This window comes from Shewanella sp. 1311 (genome assembly GCF_059338235.1).
Genome location: NZ_CM181686.1, coordinates 2,606,615 through 2,620,210 on the forward strand (window position 1 = coordinate 2,606,615; position 13,596 = coordinate 2,620,210).

Here is a 13,596-nt window from a genome sequence, read left to right on the forward strand (position 1 = left end):
GGGTAACTAGTTGACTAGCTATACCTTTTCGCGGGAGTTACGTTTGTTAACTCCCGCGCAATTTAAATCTGTATTTTCCAATCCCATCAAAGCATCTTCTGCTGAAATTACCTTGCTCGCTATTCCTAACACGGAACAACATCCGCGTATGGGCCTTACTGTTGCCAAACGCTTTGTAAAACGCGCCAATCAACGTAACCGTATTAAGCGTGTGATCAGAGATAGTTTTCGCTTAAATCAACACGACATTCCTCATCTTGATATTGTTGTGCTTGTCAGAAATGGCGTGATGGAAATGGAAAACGCTGAAATCAACAAATTGATAGAAAAGCTATGGCGCAAACTCAGTCGCCGCTACAATGGCTAGCGACCACGTTAATTCGTGGCTATCAAGTATTCATAAGCCCTATACTGGGCCCTCGATGCCGTTTCAATCCCACCTGCTCTCACTACGCTATTGAAGCAATAAAAGTGCATGGAACCGCGAAAGGTTGTTGGTTTGCATTGAAACGCATATTAAAATGTCACCCTTTACATCCCGGCGGTAGTGATCCCGTCCCCCCTAAAAATGACAGGTGTAATAAATAGGCTATGGAATCTCAACGCAATATATTGCTCATAGGACTACTGTTTGTCAGCTTTTTGCTGTGGCAACAGTGGCAAGCAGACAAAGCTCCTAAACCAGTTGCAACCGAATCGTCCTTAGTGGCGAACGCGGCAAACTCACACAGTGCCGATGTTCCAGAAGCTGATACAGGTGTTCCTGCAGCAGTGACAGCAACCAGCAAACTGATTACCGTGAAAACCGACCAGTTGGATGTTCAAATTAATCCAATCGGTGGCGACATTGTTTTTGCTGCGTTAGTTTCGCACAAGATGGAACAGGATAAAGATCAACCCTTCGTGTTGCTTGAGCAAACGAAAGATTTCACTTATATAGCCCAGAGCGGTCTTATAGGTCGCGATGGTATCGACAGTAGCGCCAAAGGCCGTGCCGCATTTAGCACTGCAGCGACTGAATATACCTTAGCTGAAGGTCAAGACACTTTAGAAGTGCCATTAACTTATGTAGCCGACAATGGCGTGACATACACTAAAGTGTTTGTATTCCATCGCGGTAAGTTCAACGTCGATGTTGACTATAAAATCAACAACACTTCAGCGGCTCCGCTGCAAGTTCAGATGTACGGTCAAATTAAACAAACGATTAAACCGTCTGAAAGCAGCATGGTTATGCCTACCTACCGTGGTGGTGCATTCTCTACGCAAGATGTACGTTATGAGAAATACAAATTTGATGACATGGCGAAAAGCAACCTGAACCAAGCGACGTTGGGCGGTTGGGCTGCCATGCTACAACATTATTTCGTTTCAGCTTGGATCCCACCGGCTACCGACAGCAACACAATTTTCTCTAGTGTCAGTGCGGGCGGTTTAGCCAATATTGGTTTCCGCGGCGCGGTATATGATATTGCACCTGGTGCGACTCAAGAAATTAGCTCACAGTTCTACGTTGGTCCTAAGGATCAAAAAGCACTGTCAGCCATCTCTGATACCTTAAACCTAGTGGTCGATTACGGCTTCCTATGGTGGTTAGCTGTACCTATTCACTGGCTATTGATGTTCTATCAATCATTCGTCGGTAACTGGGGTATGGCTATTATTCTGATTACCTTAACCGTTCGTGGTTTACTGTTCCCGCTAACAAAAGCGCAGTACACCTCAATGGCGAAGATGCGTAACCTGCAACCTAAACTGACTGACTTGAAAGAACGCTTTGGTGATGACCGTCAAAAGATGGGTCAGGCCATGATGGAACTGTATAAGAAAGAAAAAGTTAACCCTATGGGTGGCTGTTTACCTATTATTTTACAGATGCCAATCTTCATTGCCTTGTACTGGGTATTGTTAGAAAGCTTCGAATTACGTCACGCACCCTTTATGTTGTGGATCCACGATTTATCGGTACAAGATCCTTACTACATATTGCCGTTGCTGATGGGCGTATCTATGTTTGTGATGCAGAAGATGCAACCTATTGCACCGACTATGGACCCAATGCAAGTGAAAATGATGCAGTGGATGCCAGTGATCTTTACCGTTTTCTTCCTCTGGTTCCCAGCGGGTCTAGTACTGTACTGGTTAGTGGGTAACATAGTTGCTATCACGCAACAGAAGATTATTTATGCAGGTCTGGCGAAAAAAGGCTTAAAATAAGCCTAAGATTTGCAAGACTCTAGCGCATCGTTACAGATTAATGTGAACGAATGACACTAAAAGGCGGCTTAATTGGCCGCCTTTTCCTTTACATAATTTAGTAGATATTAGTTTGGTGGGTATTTCCGTGACAACTGACACTATCGTGGCTCAAGCCACCGCGCCCGGACGTGGCGGCGTTGGCATCATTCGAATTTCAGGCGACAAGGCCAGTGATGTCGCTATGGCCGTATTAGGTCATCTTCCTAAAACCCGATATGCCGATTATTGCGATTTTAAAAGTGCATCGGGCCAAGTAATAGACCAAGGCATAGCGCTGTTTTTTAAAGGACCGAATTCCTTTACTGGCGAAGATGTCTTGGAACTTCAAGGCCACGGCGGCCAAATTGTCCTCGACATGCTGATCAAACGTGTAATGGAAGTCGGTGGTATTCGTATCGCAAAACCAGGTGAGTTCAGCGAACAAGCCTTTATGAACGATAAACTCGACTTAACCCAAGCCGAAGCCATTGCCGACCTTATCGACGCCACCAGTGAACAAGCCGCTAAAAGCGCGCTGCAATCACTACAAGGTGAATTTTCTAAGGAAGTCCACGAGCTGGTGGACCAAGTCACTAACCTGCGTTTATACGTTGAAGCCGCAATTGATTTCCCCGATGAAGAAGTCGACTTTTTAAGTGACGGCAAAATTGCCAATGCACTCTATAAAATCATCGACAAACTTGACCTAGTGCAAGCCAGTGCCAAGCAAGGTTCTATCATTCGTGAAGGGATGAAAGTGGTGATTGCCGGTCGTCCCAATGCCGGAAAATCAAGCTTACTGAATGCGTTAGCGGGTAAAGAGTCGGCCATTGTGACTGAAATTGCCGGTACAACACGCGACGTATTACGTGAACATATCCATTTAGATGGTATGCCGCTGCACATTATTGATACCGCAGGCTTGCGTGATACCAATGATACGGTAGAACAAATTGGTATTGAACGCGCATGGAATGAAATAAACAGCGCCGATCGTGTGCTATTTATGGTGGATGGCACGACAACAGCCGCCGTCGATCCCCATACGATTTGGCCTGACTTTGTCGATCGCCTGCCCTCCAATTTAGGCGTGACAGTGATCCGTAATAAAGCCGATCTTACTGGCGAAGACTTAATGATGACCGAAGAACAAGGTTATAGCGTCTACCGGATCTCGGCAAAAACAGGCTTAGGTGTTGAAGAATTAAAGCAACACTTGAAGTCACTTATGGGTTATCAAAGTAATCTCGAAGGTGGCTTTATCGCCCGTCGTCGTCACTTAGAAGCCCTTGAATTAGCCGCAGGACACCTGCAATTGGGTAAAGAACAGTTAGAGGTTTACCTTGCCGGAGAGCTGCTGGCGGAAGAGCTACGTATGTGCCAATTAGCACTATCAGAGATCACTGGTCGCTTCACTTCTGATGATCTACTCGGCAAGATTTTCAGCTCTTTCTGTATCGGGAAGTAATGTTCTCGCCATGTGAACTGCTTTTCTAGCTAAGGCTTGTTGTGCTCAACAAGCCTTTCTTTTAACTAAAAGCTCATAATCCCGCTTATATATCTTCCTGATATCCCTCTCGCTTTACGCGCATAAATCCCAGATTTACACACCATCTCATAGAGACAAGCCTGGTTTTACCTTATGATGAAGCCGTATTAGCGCCCGAATACAGCCCCAAAAAGGCAGTAAACGAGTGTATTTCAGCGAGATTATCCATAAAAGGTATCGTCATAAATGGCAAAGATTGAAGTAATAGTCGGCACAACATTGGGCAGTGCAGAGTATGTCGCCGACGAAATGATGGCGCAATTAACGGATCAAGGGCACCAAGTTCAAGTGCATTTAACCCCAACTCTGTGTGAAATCGACACCCATGCACTGTGGATTATCGTGTCATCTACCCACGGCGCAGGTGATCTTCCAGATAATATCCAGCCCTTTTTCAATGAAATTACCGAGCAAAAACCGGATCTCAGCCAAGTGAACTTTGCCTTATGTGCAATTGGCGACTCAAGTTACGACACCTTTTGCCAAGGCCCTGAAAAATTAATTTCAGCCATTCAAGACTGCGATGCTAAAGCCTTTGTGGATAAGATCCAGATCGATGTACAGCTTGATCCCGTGCCAGAAGACCCAGCCCTTGCATGGTTAGCACAATGGCAACAGGAGATTTAAGATCGCCTATGGGATAAGGTCGCGATCTATGTACAGTTTAGATTCTATTTATCCACAATTTACTTATTTAAAGTATAAACATGTGGATAAGCTATTATTTAGATCTGATCAACCTCTGTACTATTCACACTCCGATCTGCTTAATGATCCACCCTGTGGATAAGTAGGCGATCTATCCCCATGTTTAATGGCGTTAGATCGCGATCAGATCACAGGATCAAGATCGCGCTAATTAATGATTTATATACTGAATTTGGGTTATGCACAGAAAAACGCGATCCTAATAGTAAACATAATAAGAAGATCTATATAAAGATCTTAAGATCTATTAGTCCGGATCATCTCGATCGAACAGCGTAAAATGATCATTCACCTAGGGCAAAGCAAATGCTAAAATACTCGGCTCGTACTGAGTCTCTTAGCAATTGAAGGTAGTGGCATGCATTTTCATGAACGGTTTGATGTAATTGTTGTTGGTGGTGGTCATGCCGGAACTGAAGCCGCGTTGGCAGCAGCAAGAATGGGATCAAAAACATTATTACTAACGCACAATATCGATACGTTAGGACAAATGTCATGTAATCCAGCGATCGGTGGCATAGGCAAAGGCCACCTAGTGAAAGAAATTGACGCCTTAGGCGGTGCAATGGCGATCGCAACCGATTATGCAGGGATCCAATTTAGAACCTTGAATTCAAGCAAAGGCCCAGCAGTACGAGCGACACGTGCACAAGCTGACCGTGCGCTGTATCGTCAAAAAATCCAAAACATATTACAAAACCAACCTAACTTACGTATTTTCCAACAAGCAGTTGATGACTTAATTGTTGAAAATCATCAAGTCGTTGGCGTAGTGACTCAAATGGGATTAGCCTTTGAATCTCCAGCCGTTGTGTTAACAACAGGCACATTCTTAAGCGGCAAAATCCACATAGGGTTAGAGAACTACAGCGGTGGCCGTGCAGGCGATCCACCAGCCATTGCCTTAGCCAATCGTTTACGTGAGTTACCGATCCGCGTGGGCCGTTTAAAAACCGGTACCCCACCACGTATCGATGCAAACACGATAGATTTTTCTCAAATGGCTGAACAAAAAGGTGATTCTCCGTTACCTGTGATGTCGTTTATGGGCGACGTAAGTCATCATCCAAAGCAGATTTCTTGCTGGATCACTCATACCAATGAAAAAACCCATGAAATTATTCGTGGTGGTTTAGATAGAAGCCCTATGTATTCTGGCGTAATCGAGGGTATTGGCCCACGTTATTGCCCATCGATTGAAGACAAGATCCACCGCTTTGCGGATAAATCTTCGCATCAGATCTTTATCGAACCTGAAGGGTTAAATACCAATGAGATCTACCCTAATGGGATCTCGACCAGCTTACCTTTCGATGTACAGCTGAATTTAGTACGTTCGATCAAGGGCATGGAAAACGCAGAAATCATGCGTCCAGGTTATGCGATCGAATATGATTATTTCGATCCAAGAGATCTGAAAAACTCATTAGAAACCAAAGCGATCAATGGGTTATTCTTCGCTGGCCAAATAAACGGCACAACCGGTTATGAAGAAGCCGGTGCTCAAGGTTTATTAGCGGGCATGAATGCGTCACTGCAAGTGCAAGGCAAAGAAGCTTGGTGTCCACGTCGCGATGAAGCGTATCTTGGAGTACTGGTTGACGATCTGTCGACTCTAGGTACCAAAGAACCGTACCGCATGTTTACTAGCCGTGCCGAATACCGTTTATTACTCCGTGAAGATAACGCAGACATTCGCTTAACGGCCAAAGGTCGCGAACTTGGTTTAGTCGACGACGCTCGCTGGGCAGCATTTAGCGAGAAGTTAGAATCCATTGAACTTGAACTGCAAAGACTGCGTGGCCAATGGGTACATCCAAATTCGCCTTTGATCCATGCGTTAAACCCACATTTGAATACGCCGATCTCTCGAGAAGCGTCATTTGAAGAGTTATTGCGTCGTCCAGAAATGGATTACAGCAAGTTAATGCAGATTGAAGGTTTTGGTCCTGGGCTTGAAGATCCACAAGCAGCTGAACAAGTTCAGATCCAAGTGAAGTACTCTGGTTATATTCAACGCCAGCAGGAAGAGATCAACAAAGCCGTGCGTAATGAGAACACAGGTTTACCTTTGACGCTCGATTACAAAGAAGTACCGGGCTTGTCGAACGAAGTGATTGCTAAGTTAAATAACCACAAACCAGAAACCATAGGCCAAGCGTCACGGATCTCTGGTATTACCCCTGCGGCTATTTCAATTTTGTTGGTTCACCTCAAAAAGCGTGGCTTATTACGTAAGAGTGCGTAAAAGCTAGCTTAATAGCTACTTAGGTCATAGAAGGGAAGCATTCAGGCTTCCCTTCATCGTTTTCGGGCTTCATAATAGCCTTCGCGTTCATAATCGTATCTTTGTTGAGGTTGCTCAGTGTTATCTGCCCAGTTAGAGGCTTATTTAGCCGAAATTAATTTGCCCGCAACCGCCGAGCAAAAAAAACAACTAATTGATTTTGTTGGCATGCTCAACAAATGGAATAAAGCCTATAACCTGACATCGGTGAGAGATCCCGAAGCCATGTTGATCCGTCACATCATGGACAGCTTAGTGGTTTCAAAACATCTGCAAGGTGAACGTTTTATCGATGTGGGCACTGGACCCGGTTTACCTGGGATCCCGTTAGCGATTATGAATCCCGATATACAATTTGTGTTATTGGACAGCTTAGGGAAACGTATTCGTTTTCAAAAACAAGTGTCCTTTGAATTAGGCATTCATAACATCAGCTCAGTTGAAAGCCGCGTAGAAGCTTATCAACCTGAGCAAAAATTCGACGGCGTATTAAGTCGTGCATTTGCTTCAATCCAAGATATGCTGACTTGGTGTCATCATTTACCCGCCGAACATGGGCAGTTTTATGCCCTTAAAGGTCAGTTAAATGATGAAGAGATGCAACATATTCCAAGTGGATTTGTAGTGAAAGAAGTCATCGAGCTTAAGGTGCCTAAACTCGATGAACAAAGACATTTATTGAAAATAATCAAAGAATAACAGGCTTGAAAGTGATGAATAAATCATTTTTAAGTAAGGGCAATAAACCAGCATTTACATACAGGGTGATATTGTGGGTAAAGTGATTGCCGTGGCTAACCAGAAAGGTGGCGTAGGAAAAACAACTACTTGCGTTAACCTCGCCGCTTCGTTAGCAGCAACAAAACGTAAAGTCTTATTGATCGATCTCGATCCCCAAGGTAATGCGACTATGGGCAGCGGTGTCGATAAATACGAGGTCGAAAATACGGCCTACGAATTATTGGTCGAAGAGAAATCCTTCGACGAGATCGTCATTAAAAACACTGCGGGTAAGTATGATCTGATCGCCAGTAATGGCGATGTCACAGCGGCAGAGATCAAACTGATGGAGTTTTTTGCGCGCGAAATCCGTTTGCGTAACGCGCTCGCACCGATAAAAGATCAATATGATTATATCTTTATCGACTGCCCTCCTTCATTGAACATGTTGACGGTGAACGCTATGTCAGCGGCCGACTCTGTGCTTGTGCCTATGCAGTGCGAATACTATGCCCTTGAAGGCTTAACGGCGCTGATTGATACCATCACTAAGCTTGCCGCTATGGTTAACCCTGGGCTTGGCATCGAAGGCATTTTACGCACTATGTACGATCCGCGTAATCGTTTGTCTAATGATGTGTCCGATCAGCTAAAACAGCATTTTGGTGACAAGGTATATCGTACTGTGATCCCACGTAATGTCAGGCTGGCTGAGGCGCCAAGTTTTGGTGCGCCTGCTATGTATTACGATAAATCGAGTGCCGGCGCCAAGGCGTATCTAGCGCTTGCGGGTGAAATGATCCGTCGTTCAGAACAACAAACTCAGGCTAAGCAAGCGTAAAGGATCACCATGACGTTAAAGAAAAGAGGATTAGGCAAAGGGTTAGATGCCCTACTGAGTAACAGCCATGCCGCCAGTAAAAAACACACTGACGAAGCTAATGTTGTCGATAAAAAAGAAGAGCTTATCCATCTCGATTTAGACTTATTACAACCGGGTAAGTATCAACCTCGTAAAGACATGTCTCCCGAAGCGTTGGAAGAACTGGCGCATTCTATCCGCAACCAAGGCATTATTCAGCCCATCGTTGTAAGACAAGTGGCAAACGACATGTATGAGATCATTGCGGGCGAACGTCGCTGGCGTGCTTCTCAACTTGCTGGCTTAAATAAAATCCCCTGCATAGTCAAACAAGTGCCCGATGAGGCCGCTGTTGCTATCGCTTTGATTGAAAACATCCAGCGTGAAGATTTAAATGCCATGGAAGAAGCCATTGCATTACAACGTTTAATGCAAGAATTTGAACTGACTCACCAACAGGTTGCCGATGTTGTGGGAAAATCCAGAGCGAGTGTATCTAACTTGTTACGTTTAAACGGCTTAAATGAGCCAGTAAAACGTCTACTCGAGTATGGCGACATCGATATGGGTCATGCTCGCGCTTTGTTAGCAATTGAGGGAGAAGAACAAACAAATCTTGCGAGATTAGTGGCCGCTAAGGAATTAACCGTTCGCGAAACTGAACGATTAATTAATCAAACCTTAAATCCGCCTAAACAAGCCGAAACTACGACTAAAGATCAAGATGTTTGTCGTTTAGAGCAGCAGTTAATTGAAAGATTAGGTGCCAAGGTTTCTATCGCTCATAGTAGTAAGGGCACAGGTAAAATTGTAATTAACTATCAGAATCTGGCTGAATTAGACGGAATTCTTAGTAAAATTCATTAATGTCTGTAGATTAACAGTTTTTAATGTAAATTTGTGACAGATGCTAATCTTACATTTTAACTCGTTTGGCGCTAGATCACGTTAAAAGTGTTGTTTTTCCTTATCTCAAAGTTGCAATGAAGGCGTGAAAAGGTATACTTTCGCAAGCTTTTTGTGCATCGACATAAATACGGGTATTTGTCATCCGGTCATCGAAACAAAAAGTATGAATGCGGAGAGGATGAATTGAGTAAGGTTTTAGCGCGTCGTGGCCGGTGGTCAGCCTATAAATTGGTGATGATGCAGGCGGCGGTCGCTGGGGGTGCTTCAATTCTCTTTTTCGCCGTGTGGGGAGTTCAGTTTGGCTATTCTGCGTTAGCAGGTGGTTCAATCGCTGTGCTCCCTAATTTTGTATTCGCAACCCTCGCTTTCTCCCACACGGGAGCAAGTTCAGCTGCAAAAGTCATAAAGACTTTTTACTGGGGGGAAGCGGTAAAGTTGCTGTTAACCATCGCAATGTTTTCGTTTGTATTTATCAATATTAAGGTCGCTTTTATGCCGCTTTTTGTTTGTTATGTGCTGACGCTAATCGTGCATTGGACAGCTCCTTTATACTTCAAGCAAAGTTAAGTGGGATGAATCATGGCTGCAACTGGTGAAGCGTTAACACCGCAGGGCTATATCCAACATCACCTTACCAACTTAAGTGTTGGTGAAGGCTTTTGGACATGGCACATTGATTCGTTGTTCTTTTCGGTTGGTCTTGGTGTTCTGTTCCTGTGGATTTTCCGCAGCGTTGGTAAAAAAGCGACTTCCGGTGTTCCTGGCAAACTGCAATGTTTTGTTGAGATGATCGTTGAGTTCGTAAATAACAGCGTGAAAGAAAGTTTTCATGGTCGCAATGCTCTGATCGCACCTTTAGCTCTGACCATTTTTGTATGGGTATTCATGATGAACTTCATGGATATGATCCCTGTAGATTGGCTGCCTCACGCAGCAAGTTTAATGGGTATTCCATATCTTAAAGCGGTTCCGACGACTGACGTTAACATTACCTTTAGCTTAGCTATCGGTGTGTTCTTGCTGATTATTTTCTACAGCATTAAGGTCAAAGGTGTGTCTGGGTTTGTTAAAGAACTGACACTACAGCCCTTTAACCATAAGGCAATGATACCCGTCAACCTCCTATTAGAGACTGTTACTTTGATAGCAAAACCAATTTCATTGGCATTGCGACTCTTTGGTAACTTGTACGCAGGTGAGTTGATCTTCATCCTTATTGCGCTGATGTATGGTACCAACTTGTTATTATCTACCCTAGGTGTGACTCTGCAACTGGGTTGGTTAATATTCCACATTTTGGTTATCACACTGCAAGCGTTTATCTTCATGATGTTGACCATTGTTTATTTAAGCATGGCGCATGAAGATCATTAAGGATTGCTGAAGAAATTTTAAACTAAATCATCAACTAATATAGATTTAGATACTGGAGATACAGATGGAAACGATTTTAGGCATGACAGCTATCGCTGTTGCTCTGCTGATTGGTATGGGTGCTCTTGGTACTGCAATCGGTTTCGGCTTATTAGGCGGCAAGTTCTTGGAAGGCGCTGCGCGTCAACCAGAAATGGCTCCTATGCTACAAGTTAAAATGTTCATCGTAGCGGGTCTTCTTGACGCCGTAACTATGATCGGTGTTGGTATCGCATTATTCATGCTATTTACCAACCCACTGGGTGCAATGCTGTAAAAAACGCTTCTGTCTTAACTCTAAATAGGAGGCTGTTGTGAATTTCAACGCTACCCTAATCGGTCAGACGGTCGCCTTTATCATCTTCGTGTGGTTTTGCATGAAGTTTGTATGGCCCCCTTTGATGAATGCCATCGAAGAGCGCCAAAAAAGGATTGCTGACGGTCTAGCTGATGCTGATCGTGCGGTAAAAGACCTGGAGTTGGCACAAGCGAAAGCGACTGACCAACTAAAAGAAGCCAAGGTAACGGCTAATGAAATTATTGAGCAAGCTAACAAGCGTAAAGCTCAAATAGTTGAAGAAGCCAAAACCGAAGCAGACGCTGAGCGTGCTAAAATCATCGCTCAGGGTAAAGCAGAAATTGAAGCTGAACGTAATCGCGTCAAAGAGGATCTGCGTAAGCAGGTTGCTACTCTTGCCATCATGGGTGCTGAGAAGATCCTTGAGCGTTCTATTGATCCAGCCGCCCACAGTGACATAGTTAATAAACTAGTCGCTGAAATTTGATAAGGGAGTTGAGTTATGGCTGAATTAACCACCATCGCTCGCCCTTACGCAAAGGCAGCTTTTGACTTTGCTATTGAACAAGATGCAGTGGATTCATGGGCAGAAATGCTTACGTTTGCCGCATTGGTGAGTGAAAACGAAACCATGCAACCACTGTTAGCTGGCTCTTTAGCCAGCACTAAGCTCGCAGCACTCTTTATTAGTGTGTGTGGTGAGCAAGTCAATGTGCAAGGTCAGAACCTGATAAAGGTAATGGCTGAAAACGGTCGCTTAAAGGTACTACCTGCTGTATCTCAGTTATTTACTGAATACCGTAATGAGTGGGCAAAAGAAGTGGAAGCCGATGTGGTTTCTGCAACTGAGCTGAGCTCTGAACAACAACAGCAGATTAGTATTTCTTTAGAGAAACGTCTCGCACGCAAAGTTAAGCTGAATTGTAGCACTGACGCCGCGCTCATCGCCGGTGTAATCATTAAGACAGGAGACCTAGTCATCGATGGCTCGGTCCGCGGTAAGTTATCGCGTCTGTCTGATAAGCTGCAGTCGTAATTGGGAGTTTGAGCATGCAACTGAATTCCACTGAAATCAGCGATCTGATTAAGCAGCGGATCGAGCAGTTCGAAGTCGTTAGCGAATCTCGTAACGAAGGTACTATCGTTGCGGTAAGTGACGGCATCATCCGCATCCACGGCCTAGCCGACGTGATGCAAGGTGAGATGATCGAACTGCCTGGTAACCGTTTTGCAATCGCGTTGAACCTTGAACGTGATTCTGTCGGTGCCGTAGTAATGGGTCCTTATGCTGATTTAGCAGAAGGCGTAAAAGTGAAAACGACTGGCCGTATTCTGGAAGTTCCAGTTGGCCGCGGTCTTCTTGGCCGCGTTGTTAACACTCTAGGTGAGCCAATTGACGGAAAAGGACCTATCGATAACGATGGTTACTCGCCAATTGAAGTTATCGCACCAGGTGTTATTGAACGTCAGTCTGTTGATCAACCAGTTCAAACTGGTTATAAAGCCGTTGATGCCATGATCCCTATCGGTCGTGGTCAACGTGAATTGATCATTGGCGACCGTCAAACTGGTAAAACAGCTATGGCGATCGACGCAATTATCAACCAGAAAAATTCTGGCATTAAATGTGTGTACGTTGCGATTGGCCAAAAGGCTTCTACTATCGCAAACGTAGTACGCAAGCTAGAAGAACACGGTGCGTTAGCTAACACTATCGTTGTTGTTGCAACGGCTTCTGAAGCTGCTGCTCTGCAATACTTAGCGCCATATTCTGGTTGTTCTATGGGTGAATACTTCCGTGACCGCGGTGAAGATTCTTTGATCGTATACGATGATTTGTCTAAGCAAGCAGTTGCTTATCGTCAAATTTCGTTACTGCTCAAGCGTCCACCAGGCCGTGAAGCTTACCCAGGTGACGTATTCTATCTACACTCACGTTTACTAGAGCGTGCATCACGCGTTAACGCGATTTATGTAGAGAAGTTCACTAAAGGTGCAGTAACTGGCAAAACCGGTTCTTTAACCGCGCTGCCGATTATTGAAACGCAAGCGGGTGACGTTTCTGCATTCGTACCGACCAACGTAATTTCTATTACCGATGGTCAGATCTTCCTTGAGACCGATCTGTTTAACTCTGGCCTACGTCCAGCGGTTAACCCAGGTATTTCTGTTTCTCGTGTTGGTGGTGCGGCTCAGACTAAGATCATCAAGAAACTGTCTGGTGGTATTCGTACCGCACTAGCACAGTATCGTGAGCTTGCTGCGTTCTCGCAATTTGCATCTGATCTTGACGATGCAACACGTGCTCAACTTGAGCATGGTGTGCGTGTTACCGAACTGATGAAGCAAAAGCAATATGCTCCAATGAGCGTAGCCGCTCAAGCTGTGTCTATTTTCTCAGCTGAAAAAGGTTACCTGAAGAGTGTTGAGCTGAATAAGGTCGGTAATTTCGAAGCCGCTCTGCTCTCGTTCATGAACAGCGAGCATGCTCCTTTAATGAAGCTTATCAATGATACTGGCGATTATAGCGCTGATATCGAAGCTGAATTAAAAGCTGGCCTCGACAAGTTCGTAGCAACCCAAACCTGGTAACAATGATAGAGGTGTCTTAA

15 protein-coding genes are annotated in these 13,596 nt (G+C 44.6%); all 15 read left to right on the forward strand.

Going from position 1 to position 13,596, the window contains the following annotated elements:
- The first annotated feature begins 10 nt into the window (after positions 1–10).
- The 15 genes from rnpA to atpA all read left to right on the forward strand — a co-directional run bounded on the left by rnpA (position 11) and on the right by atpA (position 13,576).
- Entirely contained in the window at positions 11–367 is a 357-nt protein-coding gene (rnpA, locus tag AC5YB3_RS11750) for a ribonuclease P protein component (protein ID WP_006083828.1), read from the forward strand.
- Complete coding sequence (gene yidD, locus AC5YB3_RS11755) at positions 334–588, forward strand: membrane protein insertion efficiency factor YidD (protein ID WP_006083829.1); 255 nt, start codon at positions 334–336, stop codon at positions 586–588. The genes rnpA and yidD overlap by 34 nt, the downstream gene beginning before the upstream one ends.
- 3 nt (positions 589–591) lie before the next feature.
- Positions 592–2,217, forward strand: coding sequence for a membrane protein insertase YidC (yidC, locus tag AC5YB3_RS11760; RefSeq protein WP_006083830.1), 1,626 nt, complete (start codon positions 592–594; stop codon positions 2,215–2,217).
- A 127-nt stretch (positions 2,218–2,344) separates the two neighbouring features.
- Complete coding sequence (mnmE, locus tag AC5YB3_RS11765; RefSeq protein WP_012197887.1) at positions 2,345–3,706, forward strand: tRNA uridine-5-carboxymethylaminomethyl(34) synthesis GTPase MnmE; 1,362 nt, start codon at positions 2,345–2,347, stop codon at positions 3,704–3,706.
- A 267-nt stretch (positions 3,707–3,973) separates the two neighbouring features.
- Positions 3,974–4,414, forward strand: coding sequence for an FMN-binding protein MioC (gene mioC / locus AC5YB3_RS11770; protein ID WP_006083832.1), 441 nt, complete (start codon positions 3,974–3,976; stop codon positions 4,412–4,414).
- A gap of 439 nt (positions 4,415–4,853) precedes the next feature.
- The gene (gene mnmG / locus AC5YB3_RS11775; RefSeq protein WP_012588971.1) at positions 4,854–6,743 is read left to right on the forward strand and encodes a tRNA uridine-5-carboxymethylaminomethyl(34) synthesis enzyme MnmG; all 1,890 of its coding nucleotides are present in this window, start codon (positions 4,854–4,856) and stop codon (positions 6,741–6,743) included.
- A 117-nt stretch (positions 6,744–6,860) separates the two neighbouring features.
- A complete protein-coding gene (gene rsmG / locus AC5YB3_RS11780) occupies positions 6,861–7,481 on the forward strand; it encodes a 16S rRNA (guanine(527)-N(7))-methyltransferase RsmG (protein WP_494527161.1) in 621 nt (206 codons plus the stop codon).
- Positions 7,482–7,554: 73 nt separating this feature from the next.
- Positions 7,555–8,343 (forward strand): ParA family protein, encoded by a 789-nt coding sequence (locus AC5YB3_RS11785; protein ID WP_012090674.1) that lies wholly within the window; start codon positions 7,555–7,557, stop codon positions 8,341–8,343.
- Positions 8,344–8,352: 9 nt separating this feature from the next.
- Complete coding sequence (locus AC5YB3_RS11790) at positions 8,353–9,231, forward strand: ParB/RepB/Spo0J family partition protein (protein WP_006084765.1); 879 nt, start codon at positions 8,353–8,355, stop codon at positions 9,229–9,231.
- Between the two features lie 225 nt (positions 9,232–9,456).
- Positions 9,457–9,840 (forward strand): ATP synthase subunit I, encoded by a 384-nt coding sequence (locus tag AC5YB3_RS11795; protein WP_126493379.1) that lies wholly within the window; start codon positions 9,457–9,459, stop codon positions 9,838–9,840.
- Positions 9,841–9,852: 12 nt separating this feature from the next.
- Entirely contained in the window at positions 9,853–10,647 is a 795-nt protein-coding gene (gene atpB, locus AC5YB3_RS11800) for a F0F1 ATP synthase subunit A (protein ID WP_006083839.1), read from the forward strand.
- A gap of 64 nt (positions 10,648–10,711) precedes the next feature.
- Positions 10,712–10,963 carry a F0F1 ATP synthase subunit C gene (atpE, locus tag AC5YB3_RS11805; RefSeq protein WP_006083840.1) on the forward strand — a complete coding sequence of 84 codons (252 nt, stop codon included), beginning with the start codon at positions 10,712–10,714 and terminating at the stop codon, positions 10,961–10,963.
- A gap of 37 nt (positions 10,964–11,000) precedes the next feature.
- On the forward strand, positions 11,001–11,471 hold the full coding sequence (atpF, locus tag AC5YB3_RS11810) for a F0F1 ATP synthase subunit B (RefSeq protein ID WP_006083841.1): 471 nt from the start codon (positions 11,001–11,003) through the stop codon (positions 11,469–11,471).
- Between the two features lie 15 nt (positions 11,472–11,486).
- Positions 11,487–12,020: a F0F1 ATP synthase subunit delta gene (gene atpH / locus AC5YB3_RS11815; protein WP_006083842.1), complete on the forward strand. Its 534-nt coding sequence runs from the start codon at positions 11,487–11,489 to the stop codon at positions 12,018–12,020.
- Between the two features lie 14 nt (positions 12,021–12,034).
- Complete coding sequence (atpA, locus tag AC5YB3_RS11820) at positions 12,035–13,576, forward strand: F0F1 ATP synthase subunit alpha (RefSeq protein WP_006083843.1); 1,542 nt, start codon at positions 12,035–12,037, stop codon at positions 13,574–13,576.
- The last annotated feature ends 20 nt before the right edge of the window (positions 13,577–13,596 follow it).

Excerpts from the sequence above, each read along its gene's own strand:
- yidD (WP_006083829.1), top strand. The coding sequence starts at position 334 with ATGGCGCAAACTCAGTCGCCGCTACAATGGCTAGCGACCACGTTAATT.
- yidC (WP_006083830.1), top strand. The coding sequence starts at position 592 with ATGGAATCTCAACGCAATATATTGCTCATAGGACTACTGTTTGTCAGC.
- mioC (WP_006083832.1), top strand. The coding sequence starts at position 3,974 with ATGGCAAAGATTGAAGTAATAGTCGGCACAACATTGGGCAGTGCAGAG.
- mnmG (WP_012588971.1), top strand. The coding sequence starts at position 4,854 with ATGCATTTTCATGAACGGTTTGATGTAATTGTTGTTGGTGGTGGTCAT.
- AC5YB3_RS11790 (WP_006084765.1), top strand. The coding sequence starts at position 8,353 with ATGACGTTAAAGAAAAGAGGATTAGGCAAAGGGTTAGATGCCCTACTG.
- atpB (WP_006083839.1), top strand. The coding sequence starts at position 9,853 with ATGGCTGCAACTGGTGAAGCGTTAACACCGCAGGGCTATATCCAACAT.
- atpE (WP_006083840.1), top strand. The coding sequence starts at position 10,712 with ATGGAAACGATTTTAGGCATGACAGCTATCGCTGTTGCTCTGCTGATT.
- atpH (WP_006083842.1), top strand. The coding sequence starts at position 11,487 with ATGGCTGAATTAACCACCATCGCTCGCCCTTACGCAAAGGCAGCTTTT.
- atpA (WP_006083843.1), top strand. The coding sequence starts at position 12,035 with ATGCAACTGAATTCCACTGAAATCAGCGATCTGATTAAGCAGCGGATC.